A 19,674-nucleotide genomic window follows, 5' to 3' on the forward strand; every position below is an offset into this window, starting at 1 on the left:
ACCTAAGGATGATAAACCATGAGCCAACCTAACTATGAAGTGACCCACGTCAGCGGCGGTGTGCCGATCAAAACTTGGACACGCGGCGTACCTTTTGAAGAACAGGCCCGTGAGCAATTGATTAACATCTCGCGCCTGCCGTTTATTCATAAATGGATAGCCGCGATGCCTGACGTGCATTTAGGTAAGGGGGCGACGGTCGGCAGTGTCGTGCCGACCTTAAACGCGATTATTCCGGCGGCAGTGGGGGTGGATATAGGTTGCGGCATGATGGCGGTAAAAACCGAAATCCGCGCCGAGCAATTGCCGGATTCGTTACGCGATGTCCGCCATGCCATTGAACGCGCCGTACCGCACGGGCGGGATATGCATCCGGGTCGCCGTGATAAGGGGTCTTGGCATGACTTGCCCGAAGAGATTGCCCAGGTGTGGAATTTACAACTAGCGGAGCCGTTTAGCCAGTTGTGCGAAAAACATAAGGTGCTAAAAAACACCAATAATGCCAAACATCTGGGCACTTTAGGCACAGGTAACCATTTTATCGAAGTGTGCTTGGATGAAAGCGATGCGGTCTGGGTGATGCTGCACAGCGGCTCACGCGGGGTCGGCAACCGTATCGGTACGCATTTTATCGAACTGGCACAAAAAGAAATGCAGCGCTGGTTTATCCAATTGCCTGACCGTGATCTGGCCTATTTGCCGGAAGGCTCCGAGTATTTTGCCGATTATGTCCAAGCGGTGGAATGGGCGCAACGCTATGCCCAACTGAACCGCGATATGATGATGCAACGGGTCTTAAGCACTTTGTCACTGAGCTTGGGGCTGAATTTCAATGCCCAAGTGGCGGCGGTCAACTGTCACCATAATTATGTCAGCCGTGAGCACCACTACGGCAAAGACGTGCTGCTGACCCGCAAAGGCGCGGTGCGGGCCGGGCTGGGGGAATGGGGGATTATCCCCGGCAGTATGGGGGCGAAATCATTCATCGTCCGTGGTTTGGGTAACGAAGAAAGTTTTTGCAGTTGCAGCCACGGTGCCGGGCGGGTGATGTCCAGAACCGCCGCCATAAAAAATGTCTCGGTGGCAGAACATGTCGCCGCCACGGAAGGCGTGGAATGCCGTAAGGACAAATCAGTCATCGACGAAACCCCGTCCGCTTATAAACCTATAGAGCAAGTGATGGCGGCGCAAAGCGATTTGGTGGAAATTATGCACACATTAAAACAGGTGGTTTGTGTCAAAGGTTAGCGAGGGTATTGAAATTGACGGTAGCCAAGGTGAAGGCGGCGGGCAAATTTTGCGCACCGCCTTAACCTTATCGGCATGTCGCGGTGTGCCTGTGCATATCCGTAACATCCGTCAAGGCCGCCAAAACCCTGGTCTGATGCGCCAGCATCTGGCTTGCGTCAAGGCCATTGCCGATGTTTGCGGAGCCGAGGTAAAAGGGGCTTTTATCGGCGCGACGGCGCTAGCGTTTACCCCCGGCCCTATCAGGGCGGGGGATTACCGCTTCGCGGTGGGCACGGCGGGTAGCAGCACCTTGGTGTTCCAAACCGTCTTGCCTGCTTTGCTGATGGCGGGGCAACCCTCACGTCTGACTTTGGTCGGCGGTACACATAACCCGATGGCTCCCAGTTTTGATTTTATCGAGCAGGCGTTTTTGCCGGTCTTGCGCCAACAGGGCGGCGAATTTACCTGCCAATTGCACCGCTACGGTTTTTATCCGGTCGGGGCGGGGGAATGGACGGTAACGGTTAAGCCCGCCGCCGCTTACCGCCGCTTATGTTTGGAAACGCGCGGCGAGTTGGTGACGGCCCACGCCCGTTGTCTGAGCGCGAAAATTCCCGGACATATTGTAGTCAGGGAAAAAGACCGTTTATTGCGCCGCCTGAAATGGCCGGAAGAGAGCATCAGCACCGCGCAAATCGACTCCTTGGGGCCGGGCAATAGTGTCATTGTGCAAATGGATTATGCGCATATTACTGAGTTGGTGGCAAGTCACGGGGCGTTGAATATCAGTGCCGAAAAAGTCGCCGATAGTGCCGTTGATGCCTTACGCCGCTACCAAAGCAGTTCCGCCCCGGTCGGGCATTATCTGGCCGACCAATTGTTGTTGCCTTTGGCTTTAGGGGCAGGTGGTTCGTTTATTACCGGAAAATTGACCGAGCATTGCCGGACGAATATGAATGTTATCCGGCAACTGTTGGCGGTGTCAATTGATGCGGAAGAAGTGGCGCAAGGCTGGAGGGTTACGGTGGACGTAAACTCACAAACACGCCGTTAAAAAGTCCTGATAAGCCGCCAGCACCTGTTCATGGCTAATTTGCCGGGTGCTTCTGGCCAGAATCTCGACGATACCCAACACGCTGGGCAACAAGGTGGCGTTGAGTTCTATCATACCTTCAAAGTCGGTGCTGTCGGTGATTTTATAGGCTTGCCCCGGCGGGCAAGTCACCGCCTCTAATTGGGCAGTCAAACCGCTGTCATATCGGGAGACAAATTTGTTCTGGTAGCCGGAGCGTTTGGATATGGCTTCATAAGCCCAGTTATCATAATACAAAACAGACACTTGCTTGTGGGTGGCGGTCAGGCGGGCGGATATTCTCTTAACTTTGCCGATGCCTTCGGCGATACCTGCCTCATCCAGCTCAAAGGTGCAAAGCCCCGGAAAATATAAGCAACGGTCAAAGCCTTGGGCTTCATAGGCTTTTGATAACGGCAGTATTTGCCAGTTATCCGGTAGAAGGAATTGTCGGTTACTGACAAATAACGCCAATAAACGGGTAAATTTCGAATCGCCAGTAATCAGCACTGCCTCTTTTGTCAGCACCGCCGCCAGTAACTGCGTTAAAGCCTGGTCAAATGCTTGTAGTACGGCGGATAAATCCACAGTGGTAGCACCGCGCAAATAGCGGTTGATATAAAGCCAGCCGATCAGGCTGGGATGGGCGCTGGAGTCGATAAATAGCTGTTCGCCGTGGCTAAGCATGACGCGGCTATCAATGGCTATATCGGAAAATTGCGCCAACACCGCGTCCAGATTCCAAACCGGATGCCGATAATCTCCGCTCTCTTGATAGTAACGTCCGGTGCTGCGGTTTTGGTATTCGCGTATCGACAAATCCCAAAATAACAGGCGCAAACGGCCATTAAGCTGTTGCTTCAGCGCGTCCAGAGCCGTTAACGACAACGCGAACAAACGTTGGTCATTGGTTTCGTTAATCAAATCTTTCTCAATGGAGAGATACTCTTTCGGTTGCGGATAGTCCGGCGTAAACGTCGGATCATTCAAGACCGGATTGCCGAACCTGAAATCGCCGACGATCACAAAAACTTCTGACTCCGGTGTGGCGGTGGCCAGTTCTTTCGTGATGCGCGGACTCCAAATCGGTAAGCCACCGACCCCAATCAGGCGGCTAGGTAGCGTCAGTTCCGGCAGTTGCCGGGTTGCCAGCGCGTGCCGGAGCCTGACCACATGCGACGGGCCAATGATAAGACGTTCAGGCGTTGTTTTGGACATGATGGGCCTCGTAATTAGCTTATGGGTTTGGCGCGGCGGCATCCGCTTCGGCTGACTGTGCATGGCTCGCCTCAGCAAATTCGGTGACTTTAAGGTCCGCCAATTTAAACTGATAGCTTTCCACGGTGTTTTGGGTTTCGACTTTACCGATACCGGTAAATGGCTCCAATTCCGCCGCTTTACTCCAAAAACCTTTGTCTTGGTATTTGCCGACCAACGCTTGGTTGACCTCCAGCAATTGGTGGTTCTTATCACGGCATTGGCCTATCCACTGCTCACGTTCCTTGACAGCGGCGACCAGCAATTGGTTATCGTTTTGGATTAATTTCGCCTGCGCAACAATATCTTTCAGTTTATTGTGCAAGTTTTGCAGTTTGTCACGTTCGCCTTGCAGTTGTACCGCCAAGGTGCTGTTGCTGGTGTGCAAAGCCTCTTCTTGGCTTTTATGCAGCACCAATTCGGCTTGTAAAGGCCCTAACTGTTGGGCAGTGCCTTCTAGTTTTTTAACTTGGTCGATTAAAGCGGTTTTTTCCGCTTCTAAGGCTTGCTTTTCTTCCGTCAACTGCCGGACGGCACCTTGGGCTTTTTTTAAAGCCAGTTGTCCGGCGGATTCCTGCTTAGGTGCGGCCAAGGCGGGTACACTTAACAGGCAAGCTAACAGCAAACCGCTATAAAGAGTGGATTTTGGGTTCATTTTTGTCTCCGCCTATATACGCATGTTCAAATCCAATACCGCCGAGTCAATATCTAATGGCGGGCCGTCAATGGCCTCGGTGCTGAACCAACGGAACATCAGCCAAGTATTTTTGGCCACACCGTAACTGCCGCCTAGCATCCAACCTTTGGCATCCGTACCGCCTTGATGGAAAACATTGTCGGTAAACGCGTCTAAAATAGCGTCACGTTGGATGTAACGGTAAGCGATAATGGTACTCCAATCTTTAAAGTATTTAATTTCCGGTTTACCGACATCCAAGCGGATTTGGAAGGCATCCGTCCTTGCCCGGTTGTTGCTGCCCAAATAGCCAGGAAATTCGCGCTCGATGCGGGCGGCATCATAGCCTAAGTTTTTCGCATAATCGAATGACACTAAGGCATGGGTCGGGGCAAAGTCGGCAAAATCGTACATCACCGTCGCGTTGAATATTTTAAAGTCTGAGGCCAAGCCAAACAAACAGCCTTGGCCTTGTAGGCTTTGGCTATCGGTACAGCGGCTATTGCTGCCGTTATTGACGTTAATCGGCACTAAGGTATTGCCCTTTTGGATAAACTGCGGGGCTGTCCAATCATAAGTAAAGCTGTCGCTGGCATTGCTGCGGGCGCGGAGATTTTCATAATCGTAGTATGCGGCGGCGACTTTCAGGCGCGAATCGTTATGCACCAGCCAATCGGCACCGATTTGCCCGCCGAACAGCCATTTGTCGACAGTGGAAAAGTTGACTTCCTGAATCGGAAACGCGCCTAAAGTGACAAATAATGAATCGGGGGTCTGTGGCCCCATTTGCAAGCCGAAGCGGCTATTAGCTTGGGCGGGCTGATAGTATTTGACACGGTCTTGCTCTTGGTTGGTATGCCAACGGAACGTACCCGCAAAACCTTCAAAACTCAAATCCGGGCTGTAGACCATTTCGGTGGATACCCAAGGGTTGGCAATCCGCCCGCCGGAAAGGGTAAACCAGTCATTATGTTGGCTGTCGACAAAATCGTATTGCGCAAAGGCACGGTCAATGGCAAGTTGGAACGATTGCCCGGTATTGCCGAGCGTCTGGTTGCTGGAGACCGGACTGTACTGGTTAGTGGTAGACAAGCGCAAACCCGCCTTTAAGCCGTCGGTGATTTTCGCATCAATGGCTAGGCGAAAGCGTTCGCGTAGGCGTAAACGGTCTTCGGTGGTGTTGAGATATTGCTGGTTTCTGCTTTGCGCCGCCAATTGGCCGCCATCTTGATTGATATTCAGATAATCCAGATAGGAGCTTGAGCTATTGGCCGAGCCGAAAATGTCATCTTGGGCGCGCAAGCGCATGTCACCGGAAATTTTGATGTTATTTAACCATTCCGGCAACGCGGCGGGTATGCCCCATTGTTCTTTTTTGGCATCCGCTTTCACTTCGCTCACTACTTTACCCGTCATATTGGCAATCACATCTTGGCGGATCTCTTCTTTGACAAATTCAGGCACATAAGCAAAACGGATACTTTTGGCATCTTTTGGTTTGCCAGCGTCTTGGCTTGCGGTGCTGTCCGGCACAGCAGGGGGCTGTTTGGCCTCCAGCGCCGCTTTCGCTTTGGCGGCTTTCATCAGGCTTTCTGCCTTCTCTTTATTTAATAAGCCTTGTTGGACAAAAATATCAATCAGATTGACGGCAGTGTTTTTTAAGTTAAGCAGTTCCTCACGCTCACCCGCAATTTCTTGCTTGAGCTTAAGCAAATCCTCTTTTTCATCCGCCATAATCGGCGTTACCAGCGAGCTTGCCAGTAGGGCCGCCAAGGTTTTTTTGGTCATTATCGTTACTCTCATTACGGTATTTTGAATTCTATTGGCATTGCCCTTTAGGGCAAACAACATTGCCGATCCGCCCAAAAGCTTGCGGACACGCCCTAAATCCTTGAGGTGACGCGCAGCTTAATCGGTTGCGGCATCGTTTCGGGCGGCGGTTTGGCTAAGCTGAAACGTAAGGTCGGCAGGGCGGCGCGGATGGCTTGATCGACTTCCGGCTTACCGCTGGGGCTGGCTAATTCAACGCGGTTGACGCTGCCGTCGGCATTGACCCAGACATTCATTTGCACGCTATAAGCCGCCTTACGCGCCGGGCTGTCCGTCAGTAGGCGTTGCAATTCCTCCTCCAGACCGCGTTTTACTTGCCCGCCATACCAAATCGCGGCACTGCCTGCCGTGCCGCCTAACAAGCCGCGCCCACCTTTTTTACCGATTAGGCCAAAGCCATCAGAACCTGCACCGCCATCGGCATCTACGCCCAGTTCTTCACCAGCGGGTTCAGCCGCCGCTTCGGGGGCGGGTTCAGGTTCTTTTTCCGGTTCCGGTTCAGGCATTTTTTCCGGCTCAGGCTCCGGTTCCGGCGGTTTTTGCTCAGGCGGCGGCGGGGGTGGCGGAGGCGGCGGTTGGATCATGGTAATTTGCTGCATCTGTTTTTTCGCCTGCGCCGGTTTTTGAAACATGCCTTGTAGAAAATACACCGCGACGGCGATCAGCAGGGCTAAAACAATACCGATAATCAGCGGCAAGTTGCGTAACCAACGTTGGTATTTCTCCATAACCGCCTACTTGACCAGTTTTTGGGTCACCAGACCCAGTTGGCTAATTTCCAGCCGGGTGACAATATCTAACACTTCAATGACTTTTTCATACTGTACGGCGGCATCAGCCTTCACTACCACGGGCAAATCCGGTGTCGCCGCTTTATATTGCCCTAAGCGTGTTTCCAAATCGGCCAGAGAAATCGGGTAAGTATCCAAATACACCGTACCGTCTTTGGTGATGGAAATGGCTTTAGTTTTTGGTTTCGACAACGACGGCGTACTGCTGGCTTTGGGCAGGTTGACGGTGATGCCCTGTACAGTCGCCGTGGTCATAATGATGAAGATCAACAACAATACATAAGCCACATCGAGCATGGGGGTGATATTGATGTCATCGTAGACTTTGCCTTCTTCCCCGACTTTCATGAGCTTAACCTCTCTTGTTTGGCGGCGATGCGCCCGGCAATAATGTTGATGAACTCTTCAGTGAACACAACTTTTAAATCCGGTTCGCCGCGTTGGCGGTCGGCGATACGTTTGGCGATCATCGCTAAAAACTCATCAGTAAAAACGTGCATGTCGGCGGTGATGTCCTTAATTTGCGTGAGCAAATAGTTGTAAGCGAACAAGGCGGGGATAGCCACCGCCAACCCGGCAACTGTAGCCGCCAAAGCACCGGAGATACCTGGGGCAATCGAGTTGATATTGACATCTCCTGTCGCGGCGATTACCGCAAAGGTGATCATTACCCCCATAACCGTACCTAGCAGACCTAAGAACGGCCCGCCGGAAATGGCTATGGTCAGCAACACCATATTTTTGTTGAGTTTTTGGCTCTCCCGCACAACAGCGGCATCCAAGCGGGTACGCACCAAGTTTAAGGCTTCGGCGGTCAGCGGGGTAACGCCCATGCCATCACCAAAATTCACTTTCAACTCATGCACGCCAGCATGGTAAATGTGATAAATCGGCGAGCTTTGGAAATGGTCATGCTTGCCGACGATGGCGGCGAGAAAATCAGAGTCGTTGACTTCTTGCTCGTCTTCGTTTTCTTCCCGATCCAACGCATCCAAATGTGCCGCATCGACATTACGGTATTGCTTGAGGAAAGCGGCGTTATCCTTACCTGCCCGCCGTAAAGCCAAGCCCTTACCGATCATCACTAACAGGCTGATGACTAACATCACGCCGCACAAGGCGATGACCACCCAGCCGTCTACCGTCAAACTTTGCAGGATAATGACGAAATAATTGGGGCCTTCGGCGGAACCTCCGGTTTCGTCCTGACCCAAATTCAGGACGCTAAAATCGGGGCTTTGGCTACGGAATTGCAGTTTAAGCCAATCGGGGCTACGCGCCTGTTTGGCGATCTGCACTTCATCAAGCAAGCCAGTTAAACCTTGCCCGATACTGACCGACGGATTCATGGCCGCGAGTTTGATGGCGGTGTTGCCGACGGCCTGGCCGTTCAGGTATAAGGTCAAACGGTCCGCTTGCGCCACTAAGGCAATTTGTTGCCATTGGCCTAATTGCAGGTTGGCGGGTAACGTTTGGCTAACGCCGCCGCCTACGCCCTGATAGCTGGCGGTGATAGCCGAGCCTTGTAGCGTTAAGGTGATTTCAGCCGCACCTTCTTTGGCCTGTACCAATACAGCGTTGGTTTGGGCTTGGTCAATCTTCGCCCAAGTAGTGAATGTCCAGCCGCTGTCTGGCGTAATGGCAAGTGCCGGGGCGGCGTTAACGCTAATACCGCCTTGCCCGTCAAATTTAGCCGCCGACCCTATCCAGCCCGCAGGGTCGATAGTGGCTTTGGAAGCCGAGGCATGGAGGCTATAGGCCGTGGCATCTTGCGGCAAGGTTTCGCCATCATTGAAATGGTAGACTAAGGCTTGGTTGACATCGTAAATGCCTTGCGGGTCTGAAGCATCGGCAACTTTGGGGTTGCCATAATACAGAGTGAACACATCGGTACTGACACCGCCGCGTACTGTCGGCAGTTTTACCCAAACCAAACCGACTTCGGCCAGCGGATCGACTTTTTCGATGGCATATTTCAGTGCCGTTTTGTCATCCAACATAAAACGCAAGTCTTTGCCATTTTCGGCCAGCTCGGCAAAATAACCGAAATTGCCGGTATGCAGGCGTAACAAAACCGGCACGTCGCTCAGCGTCTCTTGGATGTCCGCCCCTGTTGCGCCGGCATCTACCGTTAAAGGTTTGCGTGAAGACCAATCGTTATTCCACCAAGCCAAGGCCACGGTAGGTAACAAAGACAGCAGCAAGGCCAGTTTAAGAGAATTACGGGTAGTTTTTTTCATGGTTTAGCTTGGGTTGATTAAAAATAATTTAGCTGTTGCCCAAAATAATGGGTCACTTAACCGCCGCAGCCTTTTTTACCGTCACGGACATCAGCCACGCTACAATCACCATAACCGACGACATCGGCACTCAGTAGGCTGACGGTAGTTTTTTTCTTGTCGCCATCGCCGTTGGCGGCGTTGTTATCTTCTTCATTCGTAGTGGTGGCCTGTTTGGCGGCACTGGCGGCGGCACTGGAAGCCCCTGAAGGAACAACCGGAGTTGCTACGGCGGTAGGGACACCGGATGTACTGCCGGAAGCGGAAATGTTCGCCGCACCGACTACCGCTGTGGCAGCGATAATGATTTGTCCGCCACTGATTCCGGCTTCGCCCGCATCAATCACCCCGACTGGGGCGGCAAGGTAGACATTGCCTTGTTTTTTGGTTTTGTCTTGCGGATTGATGGTTTGGATACCGCTACCCGATACGATAGGCGGGAAGGTGGTGACGATATTGCCTTTGGCATCGACAGTAGTAATCGGTGCCGGGGCAGAAATCGCCGACTTCGCACCTTTACCCGCATCAATATTGCCCGTCGATGACCAGATGGCGATGTCGCCGCCGCCCATGGTGAAGACCCGCGATTGATTGACGTTAAAGTCACCGTTACTGACGGCGTTAATATCACCCGTTTGTTGGGCGACGATACCCAACTGGTCAGCACCTTTGGAAATGCCGCCCACTGTACCCGCCAAACCGACGTTGACCGCCCCGCCTGGTACCGCCAAATCAATACTGCCGCCCGCTAAGGTTTTAATTTGGCTGAATACTAAAGACAGGTCACCTTGGTATTTGCTACCCGGAAATAATGCCGCAATGGCATCAAAACCTTGTTGGTAGAGGGCTTTGCGCTGTGATTCAGGCGCCACCGCCGCTGCGGCGGCGGACAATTTGATTTCATTAAACAGCACATCCAGTAACAACTTTTGCTTGCGGGCATCAGGCAGTTGTTCAAGCACCACCAATTTTTGCGCGGGTGATAAACCAGCCAGTTGGTCGTTGCCATTGTCATCAAGCAGTTTTGCGTTACTGAGGTAACTGCTGCCCACCGCGAAATATTTGTTGATAAAGCCGGCATAATCGACCTTGTCGGAAATGCCCGCCAAGACATTAATGTCCGCGCCGTTAGTCGCCGATAGGCTAGTGTTCTTTGTATTGCCTATGGTATTAATGCCTGTCGAGCCACCTAGGCTAATATCGCGCCCGGCTTGGATTTGCAATTGCCCTGGGCCGCCCAATTCAATACCTTTATCATTCGCTTGGACGATACCATCGGTACTGATAAGCGCGTCAAAAGTAATGTCCCGACCCGCGACAACCCGTGTCACATCGTTGACGGAAAGGTTTTGGCCGAACAGGCTAAGGTTAGAGATGTCGCGCCCGGCAATAAAATCGGCGGCTTGCGGGAGGAAAAACGTCACTTCCGAGTTGGAAGAAAATCCAATATCCCCCGTTTGGGCGATAATTTTCGGTTTAGCGCTAGCTCCGCTATGTACTGGTGTGGCGGCATGGATTAACGTGGCATCTGGCGTGGATGGGTCTAAACGTTCGCGTGCCCGGATCAGGCCATCGCTCAGGCTACCTTCAAGTTGTTGGGCAGGACTGTTTACGCCGGGTAAAAAGCTGAGGTCGGCATCGGACATATTGACATTAATCAGCTGCGCGGCATCGCTATCTGTGCCGATGTTGCGGTAAGCCAATAATGCTAAGGTACCTTGTGCCGAAGGCATTAAGGTCATGGAGTTATCGATGCGGATATCACCTGAAAAGGCAACCGCACTTAAACTGCCCGGATAGACGGCGTATTCAAAGCCTGAGGAGGTGCTGGTATCGACATTTTTCGAGTTTCTGATGCCGTCCACATCGTTTTCTAAAACGATATTGCCCGCTGTCGCCAACAGATTAACTGCGCTGGTGTCGCTATAAGTGAAAAACAGCGAGTCGCCGCCTGCCGCTAATGGCAAAGGATTATTTTGCTTGATAACAGTGGGGTTCAGCACTGAGGCGATCACGACATCTTGGCGGGCTTGCACAGTAAAACTGCCGTCACCCTCTTCTAAAATCGCCCCCAAGCCGTTGGCTGCTTTACTGACGCTGCCGCCAGCATCCAATTCTGCCGCACCACGGCCTATATAGTATTCGCCGCCGACAATGTCATTGCCCGCTTTGAGTTGCAAATTACCGCCGCCGTTGACTACCGTGCCGGTTTGCGTCCATTGGTTAGTCGCCTCACTGAGTTGGCCAAACGGCTTGCCTGTGGTCGGCAGCATCACGGACAAATTGTTGACGGAACCGCCCGCTTCGATGTTGACATCGCCACCCGCTAAAGAGCCGATGTTTTGGTTGAAGTAATGCTTGCCTTTTGAGGAAATGCCGTTAACCGGGTTGGTGCGGTCGCCGCTGATATTAATCCCCCAAGCGGTAGGACGGCTGTTATCACTGATAGAGCCGCTACGCACCAGCCAATCGCTGGTTTGTTGTCCGGTATAGATGCCGTTGATATTGCCGCCCGCATGTAAGCCGATAGCACCGCCTTGCGTGGGATACTCTGCGACCATGAACACCAGACCTAAGCGGCTTTCGTCAAAATAACCGTAGCGCAATAAGGTGTTCATTTGCACGGGGTCTAGCCGATTCAGATACTCGGCATCGGTTTCTCCCGTCAGTTTTGCCGGAACCCCCGGTACCGACCCGCTTAACAGTTGCCCACGCGTATATTCGGCGGTTGTCCCCATGGTGTACACGGCTGCTGATGCAGTGCTGTCATTCGGGTCAGCGACAAATTGGATATTCCCGCCCGCATTAATATCAATACTGCCCGTGCCAGTCCTGACCATCACTTGCGTACTGACTTGCGTGCCTGTGCCGTAAGGGTCAGCCGCCAGATAGCTGTTCGCCAGATTGACATTGCCGTCAGCAGACAAATCATAGCTCCAAGACCGTCCTGTTTGCAGCACATCTTGCAGCTTCATTGACGATTGTCCGGGTAAATAGGCTGTGGCAAACGCATCAGTGATGCTGGCCTTAACATTAAGGTTGCCGCCTGCGTGTAAGGTCAAAAAGCCCGGCAGGGTCTTGTTGCCTTGGCTGTCGGCATAACGCCAGTTGAGAAAATCCCAAGTAGTGTTCAGGCTCAAATTACCCGTACTGCGGATTTCAAGGCCGGGCAACAAGTCAATCGCCGTGCCGGAATCATTCACCAAACTCGGCGCGGAGGCCATGAAACTGCTGGTGTCATGTTGCCAAGCGGTAATATTGCTGGCTTTGATCGTGCTTTGCCCATCATAAACACGGGTCGCTTCCAGCGCGGTGCGGGTCGCATCAGCACCGATAATATGGCTATGGATCGCCGTCGCGTTTACGGTATGTAAAGTATCGTCGCGGCCTGTGCGCAAATGCACCGAACCGCCCGTACCACCAGAGCCTGCGGATACGTCAATTGTCCCGCCCGTTTGCGATAAGTCCAGCAAACCGCTGCCCGTGTCATCACGATGGACAGTATCCAGTATGACACTGCCGCCAGCCGCTCCGGCAGTGGTTGTTGAAGCGATGATATGGCCTGTTGACCCCAAGATAATGCCGTTGTGACCATAAACCGATACGCTGCCCGCTTGCTTGCCGCTGGCATTAAGTGTGCCGTTGATGGCAACATTGCCTTGATCGGCCAGCAAGGCCAATTGCTGGGCGGTGACGGTATCGGTGGCGGCGACTGTCAAGTCGCCCGTATGTTGCTCAACCGTCAAGGCTTGGGTGAATCCGGCGGCTGCCAATTGGCTGTTCAGCGCCGAAAAGCCGCCCTCCCCCAAGGTATTGGCATTCAGATGGAAAGAGCCTTGTTTGACCGCGCTATTGGCTTGGGCACCATTCAATGCCGTTATATTACCTTGCCAGTTGAATTGGCCTTGAGTAACGGCGATGTCTAAAGTTCCGGCATCGCTGGCCTGTTGTGTGCCATTGGCCGCTCCGGCCAAATTGATGCCGGCACCGTTTGCCAAGGTGATGTTACCTTGGTTGGCCGTCAGCGACACATTGCCTGCGGCGGAATATTTGACCACGTCGGCAAAGTTGAGCGTCCGGCCTGAGACGTCAAGACGCGCCCCGTTATTAAGGGCAATATCGCCTTTTAAGGCGGTGAGTTTGACAATGCCGGACGGCAAGTCAAAACGTCCGTTACTGGTGATGGCATCGCCCGTGATTGACCAACTGACACCCAGCCCGCTAGTCCACGTCGGGTCAACCGCCCCCAACGCCGTAATATTGACTTGGTGGCCACTGGCATCAATGGCTGTCGTCGCTCCTGCGTCACCGATAAAATGTCCGGCATTGAGGTTTAAGTCACCCGCCACGCTCAGATTGCCCGCAGCAAGCAACGAACTTTGCCCGGTACCGCTGGCTAAGACTTGCCCTAAACCTTTAATAGCGGTGCTGGCATTCAAATTGACCGTAGCAAACCCCGTCAGCGCATAACTGCCGCTACCCAACTCGATTTGCCTAGCATTCAGTGCCAATATGCCCGTACCCGTACCACTGCTGTCCGCAGTCGCCTGGGTATTGCTTAGCTTAATGGTGTCCCCGCTTAAGTTGGCGGTAGCCCCATTATTATTAAAGCCATTGATGTGTGCAGCATTAATGTTGATCAGCCCGGCATTGACGTTGATGCCGCCGTAGATATTAAAATCACTGGCACTGGTCAGCGTCAATTCATCCAAACTAAACTGCGTGGAGGCCAACACCAAACCCGATGTACCTGTAGGTGCCGGGCCAAAACTGATTTTGCTGGAAGCCAAGGCCAGAGAACCGCCCTGCATATCAATTGAGCCTGCAAATACTGTGTCCTTGGTCGAATCCAGCAACATTGAATGGCCGGACTTAAGATGCGCACCGCTTTCCACCACCAATGTACCGATTGCGCCAGATACTGCCTTATCGCGGGTCACTTCCGCCTGTGCCGACGAAGACAACCGCACCAATGCCCCATCACTGTTATCCTTACCTTTTTCGGTTACGGTCAGTGCTACGCCTGTCGCATTAGTTTTGCCCGTACTTTCGACGACGGCACCGGATTTTATGCGCACTTCTTGGTTGGCTGCCAACAACAGTTCTTGGCCTTGCAGATCGGCATCACCGGCAATGCTCAGGGTTTTTGACGACACACTGACGCGCTGCCCAGTGGCGGTTTTACTGCGGATACCGCCCAACAGTAAACTGGGGGCATTCAGATTATTCAAATCCTCGGCTAACAGGCTGACCGTACCTGAACCTGCCGCCGCCAATTCTTCGCGCCGCCCGACAATCGCCAAATGGTCGGCGCTGATGTCAACTTGTCCGCCCCGGCCATTATTGGCCGGCGCCGCCGCCAGTTCCGCTCCCAGTGACAACCCGGTTTGGGCGCTGATAGCCAAGCTTCCGGCATCTTGTGGTAAAGCGGCCACGACTGTGCCGTCAGTTGCGGCTTTGGCGGTGAAAAAACTGTTGGCAAAATAATCGGTGTATTGCGAATAAGTCCGCGCGATGCTGCCCGATTCCACGGTAAAACCTTGCCAACGGCTGTTAGCGGTATCGGCGCTGGCCACTCCGTAACGGCCGGCAACAATGGTGGTTCCGGCCAAATCAGTCACCGTCACTCCGGGCTGCATGTCTTGCGTACCCGTTTGTGGTGTGACCAAATAGGCCCCAGGCAACAGTGCGTAATGGGCGGGCAATAAGGTATACCAGCCAGCGGCCAAACCGGAACCGGCACTGAGATAAACGCTGTCACCGACGCTTAAACCCGAAGCGGCAAATTCTTGTGGATCATAAGGTGTGAGGGAGTTGCCCAAGCTGGGAATGACCGCAAATTTTTGCGTAAAGCCATTGGTATTGGCATCCAGCACATCAGTGGAACCGCCGGGGCCAGTGATAAATTCATAGGCGTAGAGGTCGCCGCCGCCCGATAAATCGACCTTGGCGCCGCTGTTTAAGGCGATATTCTTACCGTTCAGGGTCAGGCGTTTTTCAGGCGGATTGCTGATGACAATATTGGTATTCCCTGTGCTGTCTAACGGGTACAGCCAATTTAAGCCACCGGAACCTTGGCCGAATAATACCGTCAGACCATCGCCCGATACCGAAGTCAGGCTACCTGCGGCTAAGGTCAATTGTTGGCTGGCATTCAAGGCCAAAGTGCCAAACGGCACTTTCACTACCCCCTGTTGGTTGATGTTCGGGGCATTGATGGTCAAACTGCCATCGGCGGAATAAACCGCACCCGGCGTGTTGCCGCTGTTTTTAATGGTAACGGTATGGTCGCCGCCACTGACAGAAATCTTATAATTGCTTAAAGTCGCCGGATAGACTTGGCTGGCGGTAATGTTTAAATCCCCCGCCAATTTTAATTCGCCCAGATAATCTTTAGTATCGCTACGGACACGGATGCCAATAGCACGGACATCACCTTGGCTGTCCAAATTGACTTTGTTAAAGCCATTAAAACTTAGGCCTCCAACCAAATCAATGCCTTTGGCGGCGACTGTCAATTGCCCAACCCCGGTTTTAGCGGCGGGTGCTAAGGTACTGGAAAAGGTGCCGTCACCCAAATCCGTATCGACCCGGCTTTGGCTGGAACCCAACTTGGCGTAAGCGGTGTTCAACGTCACTTGCCCGTCAGTGGTTTTCAGGGTCGGCGTATCCAAGACGATTTGCTGGCGGGCGGTTAAGCTGACATTGCCTTGAAATTCGATAGCGCCGGCATATTTGCCGTTTGCCCCCAAGACATCGGTTGTCAACAGCAAACTATCAAAACCGCCATTATTAAGCGGCTTTTCATTAAATAAAGCCCGGCCACTGTAGGTGTTAGAAGCGATAGAGCCACCTTCGGCCAAATCCTTAGGGATAAATTGAGTATCGGTTTCGGCAATGACAATCGTACGCGGTAGGGCAGGGTTTATATCATCAGGAAATAGACCGCCGCTGATCGGCAACACCGGCTTATTGCGTAAGCCCCGGTTAAGTTCAACGCTAAGCGTACCGCCAGCGGCAGTGCCGCCGCCGCTATGGGCGCGTAATATGCCATCCGCTAAAATACCTTCACCTGCTTTAAAATTAATGCTGCCGCCTGCGGAAGTAATGGTTTTGGAGACGGTTTCCGGCTTACCTGTGCTGAGGTTGGTCTGTTGAAAATCCAGTTGTTCTGAGGTGCCTGACACGTTAATGACCGAGCCGGCTCGGCTGACGATATAGCCGCGATTGGCGGTCAAACTGACGCTGCCACCCGCCAACACCTCACCTGTTTTCAGGCCATAGTTGCTCACTTCGGGCTTAAACACGCCTTTCGCCAATAAGCGGCTGTCTGCCCCCAACCAAATGCCTTGCGAGGCATAAAAACCTTTGTCGCCACTGGTCGGTGTGTTGATGTTCAGGGCAATCGCCCCGCCGGGTGTGCTGATTGTGCCGTCCACAAAAATGGAAGTGTCGGAAGACAGTGTTACCGAGCCTGCCGCATCCGTTTGGATTAACGCCCCTGTACCGATACTGAGGGCTTCGGCGCGGTTTTGCGTCAACAACTCGCTAAAGGTCAAGCTCAGATTCGCGGCATTCCTTTCGCTGTCAGGTAAGGTGGTGATGGCCGTAAAATCTTGCAGCTGGCTACCTGAGGCTTGGGTGATGGCAGTAGTATCCACTAGCCAATTGTTTTGCCGGACAGTCAGGTGGACGTTATCGGCGACTTTTAGGCCATGCTGGTTAGCGGTGAGGTTGTAATTGGCAAAGCCGCCTTGTTGGAAGAAATCCGGAGCTAAAACCAGCGGTGTGGTGGTCGCGCCTGTATGGGTAGGCACATCACTGGCGGTGCCGATGACGATTTCATTTGTGTTCAGGCTTAGGCTACCGCCTTCGTTAATGCCAAACGCGGTCACGCTACCGTCCATCAGCAGGCTGGAAGACACGCCGCCGCCGTCATGGGTGGCGGCGGTCAGGCTGATTGAGCCGCCTTTGCCCGCCGTAATTTTGCCTTGGCTATTGAGCCATGCGCCGCCGTTGGCATTAATTTGGCTGCCCTGTGCCAAGGACAAATCACCTTGTTCGGAAACCAAGGTGACGGAACCGCCTTCACTGGCAATCAAGCCCAAGGTATGACCAGGCTTACCGTCAATGACATCGTTTACCCATAGCCCCGATACATCAATCAGTGCCGAACTGCCGAGGTTTACCGTACTGGGCTGCAAGGCATCGTTAATGCTGATCGGGTTGAGCTTAACCGTACCTGCATGGGCGGTAATTGTCCCTTGGATGTCAAAACCGCTCGCGGCTAAATTAAGGTTACCATAGACAGGCAAATCCAAATTGGCCCCTTTTTGTAAGCTGACCGAGCCGTTGGTTTTGATGCTGACGTTAGTGATGCCGGAGCCTTTAAATAGTTGGGCATCCAATTGTAACGCCGCCGCGTCGGTAGAACTGTCCGCTGTTCTGGGCAAGGCATCAGTAAAGCCCACATCGGCTAAATGTTCGCTTTTATTGAACACCACATCTTGTTTGCCCAATAAATTATTATTGCTTAAATTAATATTTAAGGTGCTGCCAGTGGCTTGGCTATCTGCTGTGCGCTGCAAAGTACCCGCCACAGTGGAGCCGTCCAACGTGCCGTTCAATAAGGTTTCATAAGCGCTGATATTTAAAGTCCCGCCCGCTTTGCCGTCGGTATAACCAGCTTCAAAATACTTAACCGCCAAGCCCGGAATCGACCACGTTTCCGTTACGCCCCATTTCGGATGGCTGTCGCTGATCTGGCCTAATATCGTGTCGTAATGGCGGTTGGCATCCGCTTGGGCAATATCGTAAATTTGCCCATCCGCCACCAGTTTAGTGGTGCTGATATAACCGTCTTGATACACTACCGAACCGCCGGAAAAATCAATGGTGCTGCCGGTCTGGGTAATGACATCGCCGCTGGATTGTAGGTTGACCGTACCGCCGGAAGTGCTGCGCTCATCAATATTGCGGGCGATGCGGTCGACCGCACCTTTAATGTCGGCGACCGGAATAGTGGCGGTGTTGACTGTGCCGTCGCTGTTATAGCTTATTGCCGCGTCGCGCAAATCCACCGAAACAGTTTGCCCGTACAAGACACCGTTACGCTGTAACGGCGCATCACGCAATTCGTTTTTACGCAATTCGACTTTAACGACATTACGCTCCATCGCCACGTTGACGTTTTTCATCCCTGAAGCATCGACGACGCTACCCGTTTCCAAGAAAATCCGCGCATTGCCTTTCACTGTGCTGTCGGTAGGGTCATCAACGGCCTTTATGCTAATATCGCCGGATTTCGCCTGTACTGTAGAGCCTTTATGCAAATACACATCGTGGCCGCTGATTTCTATTTGTGAGCGGCTTTGGGCTTGGGCATCTATCGCCGTGGTGGTTTTGTCGCTATCTAAGCCGACACTGGTGATACTGCCTGCCGCCAAATGTACGGTGGCTTTAGTGCCTAAGCCGTCATCCAAATCAGTCGTCCTAACCGTGGCTTTAGGCAAAAGCTTACCGCCTGTGCCGGACGGATCTTGAATGCCTTCATGCGCTAGTAGCCTGACCGAACCGTTGAGACTAACCGAAGTCGTCGCCGAGGCTGTGCCTTCTTGGTTGACAGCGAAGCCCATTAAGCTGACGTTACCGCGTTCCGCCAACACTTTGCCCATATTATTGACTTCACCACCCGTACCCACTTCAACCAACAAGCCACGGATATCCGAATCGCTGCCCGCTTCCTGCAAATAGACCTTATCTGTAGACGCGGCGAGGATAGTTTGCCCGTCCGGCGTTTCTATAGTCCCGGCATTATTAATGACCGGGGCGGCAATAATGACGCGGCCTCCCGGAGCATTAGCCTTAATATGCGCCCCTTGCTCGATAAAAATCTGGATTTTGATTTTATCGCCATTCTGATCATGGATAATATGGCCTTGGCTATCTTTAAGATACACCTCACCATTACCTTGTAAGGCTGCCGAGCCATCAGTATTGAAGGCTTTAGTCAGACCATTTTGGAAGGTGGTTTCGCTTACGCCCAGCGTGCTGGCAACCAAGGTATTGACATTAACTTGTGAATTAGCCCCAAAGACAAAGCCGTTTTGGTTGACCAGATAAACTTGGCCATTAGCAGTTAAAGACCCCATGATGCGGCTGGCATCAGCTTGGTGGATATTATTTAAGGCCACGGAAGTGGTGGCGGGCTGGTCGAAATGCACACTATTGTCAACGCCGATATTAAAGCTTTGCCAATCAATACTGGCCTTATCGGTGCTTTGGTTAATCGTCATGGCTGTACCCGACACCGAAGCCGCTGCGTGGCCTTGGCTGGCAATATCCACTGGGGTATCGGATAAGGTGACGGGATTAACCGGCACAGGCAGTTCCGCGTAAGCCGCCGATATACCCGCGCCCATCGCCAAGCCCCCGGCGATTAAGGCGCGGATCGCCACAACCAAAGGCTTAGGGCTAAGCGGATGGCTAGGCCTTAACACTAGCGGGGAAGGTGTAGTTAAATGCGTTTGCGTCATCATA

At 52.8% G+C, this 19,674-nt stretch carries 9 protein-coding genes; 2 read left to right on the forward strand and 7 right to left on the reverse strand.

The annotated features are described in order from the left end of the window. The first annotated feature begins 18 nt into the window (after positions 1 to 18). On the forward strand, positions 19 to 1,248 hold the full coding sequence (locus AADEFJLK_RS11300; protein WP_088617689.1) for an RtcB family protein: 1,230 nt from the start codon (positions 19 to 21) through the stop codon (positions 1,246 to 1,248). Next, on the forward strand, positions 1,235 to 2,284 hold the full coding sequence (gene rtcA, locus AADEFJLK_RS11305; protein ID WP_103974329.1) for an RNA 3'-terminal phosphate cyclase: 1,050 nt from the start codon (positions 1,235 to 1,237) through the stop codon (positions 2,282 to 2,284). Before AADEFJLK_RS11300 ends, rtcA begins: the two co-directional genes overlap by 14 nt. Here rtcA and AADEFJLK_RS11310 read toward each other — a convergent pair. From AADEFJLK_RS11310 to AADEFJLK_RS11340, 7 genes are all read right to left on the reverse strand, one after another. After that, positions 2,267 to 3,520: a hypothetical protein gene (locus AADEFJLK_RS11310; protein WP_103974330.1), complete on the reverse strand. Its 1,254-nt coding sequence runs from the start codon at positions 3,518 to 3,520 to the stop codon at positions 2,267 to 2,269. The genes rtcA and AADEFJLK_RS11310 overlap by 18 nt on opposite strands. Positions 3,521 to 3,539: 19 nt before the next feature. Then, the gene (locus AADEFJLK_RS11315) at positions 3,540 to 4,214 is read right to left on the reverse strand and encodes a hypothetical protein (RefSeq protein WP_211299199.1); all 675 of its coding nucleotides are present in this window, start codon (positions 4,212 to 4,214) and stop codon (positions 3,540 to 3,542) included. 12 nt (positions 4,215 to 4,226) lie between these two features. Further along, positions 4,227 to 6,023 carry a putative porin gene (locus AADEFJLK_RS11320; protein WP_249028024.1) on the reverse strand — a complete coding sequence of 599 codons (1,797 nt, stop codon included), beginning with the start codon at positions 6,021 to 6,023 and terminating at the stop codon, positions 4,227 to 4,229. 95 nt (positions 6,024 to 6,118) lie between these two features. Then, positions 6,119 to 6,793, reverse strand: coding sequence for an energy transducer TonB family protein (locus tag AADEFJLK_RS11325; protein WP_103974331.1), 675 nt, complete (start codon positions 6,791 to 6,793; stop codon positions 6,119 to 6,121). A gap of 6 nt (positions 6,794 to 6,799) precedes the next feature. Beyond that, complete coding sequence (locus tag AADEFJLK_RS11330; RefSeq protein ID WP_088617694.1) at positions 6,800 to 7,204, reverse strand: ExbD/TolR family protein; 405 nt, start codon at positions 7,202 to 7,204, stop codon at positions 6,800 to 6,802. Beyond that, a complete protein-coding gene (locus tag AADEFJLK_RS11335) occupies positions 7,201 to 9,096 on the reverse strand; it encodes a DUF2341 domain-containing protein (protein ID WP_103974332.1) in 1,896 nt (631 codons plus the stop codon). Before AADEFJLK_RS11335 ends, AADEFJLK_RS11330 begins: the two co-directional genes overlap by 4 nt. Before the next feature lie 56 nt (positions 9,097 to 9,152). Beyond that, positions 9,153 to 19,673, reverse strand: a complete 10,521-nt coding sequence (locus tag AADEFJLK_RS11340) for a filamentous haemagglutinin family protein (RefSeq protein ID WP_103974333.1) — start codon at positions 19,671 to 19,673, stop codon at positions 9,153 to 9,155. Position 19,674 lies beyond the last annotated feature (1 nt).

Origin of the sequence: Methylovulum psychrotolerans, assembly GCF_002923755.1 — a bacterium.
Classification (GTDB): domain Bacteria; phylum Pseudomonadota; class Gammaproteobacteria; order Methylococcales; family Methylomonadaceae; genus Methylovulum; species Methylovulum psychrotolerans.